Annotated in this window: 4 protein-coding genes; all 4 read left to right on the plus strand. The window is 74.5% G+C overall.

The features are described 5' to 3' along the window. Positions 1–147 precede the first annotated feature (147 nt). Genes ACWDYJ_RS35950 through ACWDYJ_RS35965 form a run of 4 tightly spaced genes read left to right on the plus strand, consistent with a single transcriptional unit; the run spans position 148 to position 4,462 of the window. Entirely contained in the window at positions 148–1,056 is a 909-nt protein-coding gene (locus tag ACWDYJ_RS35950; RefSeq protein WP_451569810.1) for an NTP transferase domain-containing protein, read from the plus strand. Next, on the plus strand, positions 1,053–2,342 hold the full coding sequence (locus ACWDYJ_RS35955; RefSeq protein ID WP_451569811.1) for a molybdopterin molybdotransferase MoeA: 1,290 nt from the start codon (positions 1,053–1,055) through the stop codon (positions 2,340–2,342). Before ACWDYJ_RS35950 ends, ACWDYJ_RS35955 begins: the two co-directional genes overlap by 4 nt. Then, entirely contained in the window at positions 2,330–3,430 is a 1,101-nt protein-coding gene (locus tag ACWDYJ_RS35960; RefSeq protein WP_451569812.1) for a potassium channel family protein, read from the plus strand. The genes ACWDYJ_RS35955 and ACWDYJ_RS35960 overlap by 13 nt, the downstream gene beginning before the upstream one ends. 54 nt (positions 3,431–3,484) lie before the next feature. Next, on the plus strand, positions 3,485–4,462 hold the full coding sequence (locus ACWDYJ_RS35965) for an NAD(P)H-quinone oxidoreductase (RefSeq protein WP_451569813.1): 978 nt from the start codon (positions 3,485–3,487) through the stop codon (positions 4,460–4,462). Positions 4,463–4,592 lie beyond the last annotated feature (130 nt).

Raw genomic sequence — 4,592 nt, forward strand, 5'->3', positions numbered from 1 at the left:
GATTGAGGCGCGGGTCCGGGCAGAGCCCGGGGAACGGGGGAAGGGCGGGGCGGGGAGAAGGCCCCGCGCAGCGGCACCCGACCGCCCCGCAGGGCCACGGCGCATCCGGGCCCTCGCCCGAAACACGGGCCCCGCATACTCAAGGGCATGACGTACGACGCGATCGTCCTGGCCGGCGGCGCCGCCCGCCGCCTCGGCGGGGCGGACAAACCCGGCCTGCACGTCGGCGGCCGCACCCTCCTGGACCGCGTCCTGGACGCCTGCGCCGGCGCCACGACCACCGTCGTGGTCGGCACGCGCCGGCCGACGACCCGCCCGGTCCTGTGGACCCGCGAGGACCCGCCCGGCGGCGGCCCCCTGGCCGCACTGCACGCCGGTCTGCGTGCGACGACCGCCGAGCTGGTCCTCGTACTCTCCGCCGATCTGCCCTTCCTGGACCGGGACACGGTCCACACGCTGCTCACCACGCCTGGCCAGGACGGGAAGGACGGCGCCGTCCTCCAGGACCCCGACGGCCGGGACCAGCCCCTCGTCGCGGCCTACCGCGCGGAGCCCCTGCGCCGCGAGATCGCCCTGCTGGCCACCGAGCACGGGTACCTGGGCGGGCTCCCGCTGCGCGCGCTCACCCGCGAGCTGGACCTCGCCAGGGTCACCGCCACCGCGCCCCTCGCCTCCTTCGACTGCGACACCTGGGAGGACCTGGCGGCGGCCCGCGCCCGGATCAGGGAGCATGGGACCGTGCTGGAGCAATGGATCACCGCCGCCAAGGACGAGCTCGGCGTCGATGTCGACGTCGACATCAAAACCCTGCTCGACCTCGCCCGTGACGCCGCCCACGGTGTCGCCCGGCCCGCGGCCCCGCTGACGACCTTCCTCGTCGGCTACGCGGCCGCCCGAGCCGCGGCCGACGGCGCCGACCCCGCCCGAGCGGTCGCCGACGCGTCCCGCAAGGCCGCCGCCCTGGCCCTGCGCTGGGCCGCCGAGTCCGAAAACGAAGAGGCCGCCGAGGCCCAGCCGCCGCAGACCCCCGATTCCGAGGAGACCGGCTCCGGATGACCCGTACCGACGCCGACGGCGCCCTGGACGAGGCCCTCGCCCTGGTCAGCCGCACCCCCGACGGCGGCGGCGGGGCCCACCGCGCCGCCCCCTGGCAGCGCGCCCGCGAGAGCGCCGTCCGGGCCGGCTCCGGCGTCCGGGGCCGCACGCACCGGGTTCCCCTGGCGGATGCCCTCGGCGAGGTGCTGGACGTGCCTCTCGACGCCCTGACCGACCTCCCGTCCTTCGACACCTCCGCCATGGACGGCTGGGCGGTCGCCGGCCCCGGCCCCTGGACCGTCCGTACCGGCGACGGGATCCTGGCCGGAGCCGCGCCTCCGGCGGCCCTCGCGGACGGTGAGGCCGTACGGATCGCCACCGGCGCGCGGATCCCCGCCGACACCAGCGCCGTGATCCGCAGCGAGCACGCCCGCGAGGCCGGCACCCAGCTGTACGCCGACCGGTCGGTGAGTACCGGCCAGGACATCCGCCCGCGCGGCCAGGAGTGCCGTTCCGGCGATCTGCTGCTGCCCGCCGGCTCCCTCGTCACCCCGGCGGTGCTCGGCCTGGCCGCGGCCGCCGGGTACGACGAGCTCGTCACCCGTCCCCGGCCCCGCGTGGAGATCCTGGTCCTCGGCGACGAGCTGCTGACCGAGGGCCGCCCGCACGACGGCCTGATCCGGGACGCCCTGAGCCCCATGCTGGGCCCGTGGCTGGAGCGGCTCGGCGCCGAGGTCATCGCTGTGCGGCGGCTCGGCGACGACCCGGCCGGGGCCGAGGCCCTGCTCGAAGCGGTCACCGGTTCCACCGCCGATCTGCTGATCACCACCGGCGGCACCGCCTCCGGCCCCGTCGACCACGTGCACCCCGTACTGCACCGCGCGGGAGCCGAGCTGCTCGTCGACGGGGTCGCCGTGCGGCCGGGGCATCCGATGCTGCTGGCCCGGATCGGGGAACGGGCCGACGGGCGCCACCTGGTCGGCCTGCCCGGCAATCCGCTCGCCGCCGTGTCCGGGCTGCTGACCCTCGCCGAGCCGCTGCTGCGCGCCCTCGCCGGGCGCCGCCAGCGCCCCCGCTACACGGCGCCGGTCCAGGGCGACGTACCCGGCCATCCGCACGACACCCGGCTCGTCCCGGTGCTGCTGACCGACGAACACGCCGTACCGCTGCGCTACAACGGCCCGGCGATGCTGCGCGGGGTGGCGGCCGCCGACGCACTGGCCGTCGTACCGCCGCACGGCGCACGATCCGGGCAGGATCTGGAAATCCTCGACCTGCCCTGGGCTTCGGGGGGATGTTTCACGTGAAACTTCACGGCCAGGACGCCATGGCGCGCGGCGCCGACGAGAAACTCGTCTTCCGGCGCATCAAACTGCCCAAACGTGTGGTCGAGCAGCCGCTGCGGCAGGTCAGCAGGCGGCTGCTGATGGCCTTGTTCGTGCTGTGCCTGACGGTCCTGATCGTGTGGATGGACCGCGCGGGCTACCACGACAACGCCAACGAACAGGTCGATTTCCTCGACTGCGTCTACTACGCCACCGTGACCCTGTCGACGACGGGTTACGGCGACATCGTCCCGTACAGCGACAGCGCACGGCTGGTCAACGTCCTGCTGATCACTCCGCTGCGCGTGCTGTTCCTGATCATCCTGGTCGGCACCACCCTGGAAGTCCTCACCGAGCGCACCAGGGAAGAATGGCGACTGAAGCGCTGGAGGAAGAACTTGCGTGAGCACACGGTCGTCATCGGCTTCGGCACCAAGGGCCGCTCGGCCCTGCAGACGCTGCTGGCGACGGGCCTCTCCAAGGAACAGGTCGTCATCGTCGATCCCAGCACCAAGGTGATCGACACGGCCAACGCGGAGGGCTTCACCGGCATCGTGGGCGACGCCACCCGCTCCGAAGTCCTGCTGCGCGCCGAACTCCAGAAGGCCCGTCAGATCATCATCGCGACGCAGCGGGACGACACGGCGGTCCTGGTGACGCTGACCGCCCGCCAGCTCAACAGGGGCGCGAAGATCGTCGCGGCCGTCCGCGAGGAGGAGAACGCGCCGCTGCTGAGCCAGTCCGGCGCGGACGCCGTCATCACGAGCGCGAGCGCGGCCGGACGGCTGCTGGGCCTGTCGGTGCTCAGCCCGAGCGCGGGCACCGTGCTGGAGGACCTGATCCACCAGGGCAGCGGCCTGGACCTGATCGAACGTCCCGTCACCAAGGCGGAGGCCGGCCGCAGCGTGCGCGAGACCGGCGACCTGGTCGTGAGCGTGCTGCGCGGCCACCGGCTGCTGCCGTACGACGACCCGCACGCGAGCCCGCTCCAGCTGACGGACCGCGTGATCACCATCGTGCGCGCCGTCCCGCCGGCGGGCCCGCACGCGGTCCTCGGCCCGGCCGAGTAACGCCGCTCGCGCCCGTGCTGGGCGGCGCGGGCCCGTTCGCGTAGCCTCCGGGCCATGCATGCGATCACCATCGAGCAGCCCGGCGGCCCCGAGGCCCTCGTCTGGGCCGACGTACCCGATCCGGTGGCCGGCGAGGGGGAGGTGCTCGTCGAGGTCGCGGCGAGCGCCGTGAACCGCGCCGACATCCTTCAGCGGCGGGGGTTCTACGATCCTCCGCCCGGCTCCTCGCCCCATCCCGGCCTGGAGTGCTCGGGGCGCATCGCCGCGCTCGGGCCCGGGGTGTCCGGCTGGTCGGTGGGCGACGAGGTGTGCGCGCTGCTGGCCGGCGGCGGCTACGCGCAGCGGGTGGCCGTCCCGGCCGGCCAGCTGCTGCCCGTCCCGCGGGGCGTGGACCTGGTGACGGCGGCCGCGCTGCCGGAGGTGGTCGCGACGGTGTGGTCCAACGTCTTCATGGTGGCGGGGCTACGGCCCGCCGAGACCCTGCTGGTGCACGGCGGATCCAGCGGGATCGGCACGATGGCGATCCAGCTGGGGAAGGCGGTCGGCGCGCGGGTGGCGGTGACGGCGGGCGGCGAGGAGAAGCTGGCGCGCTGCGCGGAGCTCGGCGCGGACGTCCTCATCGACTACCGCGAACAGGACTTCGTGGAGGAGCTGAAGGCCGCCACGGGCGGCGCCGGGGCGGACGTGATCCTGGACATCATCGGCGCGAAGTACCTGACGCGGAATCTGGCCGCGCTGGCCGTGAACGGGCGGCTCGCGGTGATCGGGCTCCAGGGCGGCGTCAAGGCCGAACTGGACCTGGGCACGCTGCTGGCCAAGCGGGCGGCGATCACCGCGACGTCCCTGCGGAGCCGGCCGCTGGAGGAGAAGGCCGCCATCATCGCGGCGGTACGGGAACACGTGTGGCCGCTCATCGCGGCGGGCCGGGTCCGCCCGGTGGTGCACGCGACGTTCCCCATGGCGCAGGCGGCCGAGGCCCACCGCGTGATGGAGTCGAGCACCCACGTGGGCAAGCTGCTGCTGACCGTCTGACCGTCTGACCGTCCGGACCGTGTCCTGAGGTCCCGCCCACCCCCCGGCCGGGGGGGCCTCGGGGTTCCGGTGACGGCGCCGAAGACGATGACCGGCCGCCTGTACTCCGGTTCCGCCCCGGTGGACGTGG

Source organism: Streptomyces sp. NPDC003042, assembly GCF_053591315.1.

What these genes read in the sequence shown, in the direction of transcription:
- ACWDYJ_RS35965 (WP_451569813.1), top strand. Translation starts at nt 3,485, where the DNA reads ATGCATGCGATCACCATCGAGCAGCCCGGCGGCCCCGAGGCCCTCGTC.
- ACWDYJ_RS35950 (WP_451569810.1), top strand. Translation starts at nt 148, where the DNA reads ATGACGTACGACGCGATCGTCCTGGCCGGCGGCGCCGCCCGCCGCCTC.
- ACWDYJ_RS35955 (WP_451569811.1), top strand. Translation starts at nt 1,053, where the DNA reads ATGACCCGTACCGACGCCGACGGCGCCCTGGACGAGGCCCTCGCCCTG.
- ACWDYJ_RS35960 (WP_451569812.1), top strand. Translation starts at nt 2,330, where the DNA reads ATGTTTCACGTGAAACTTCACGGCCAGGACGCCATGGCGCGCGGCGCC.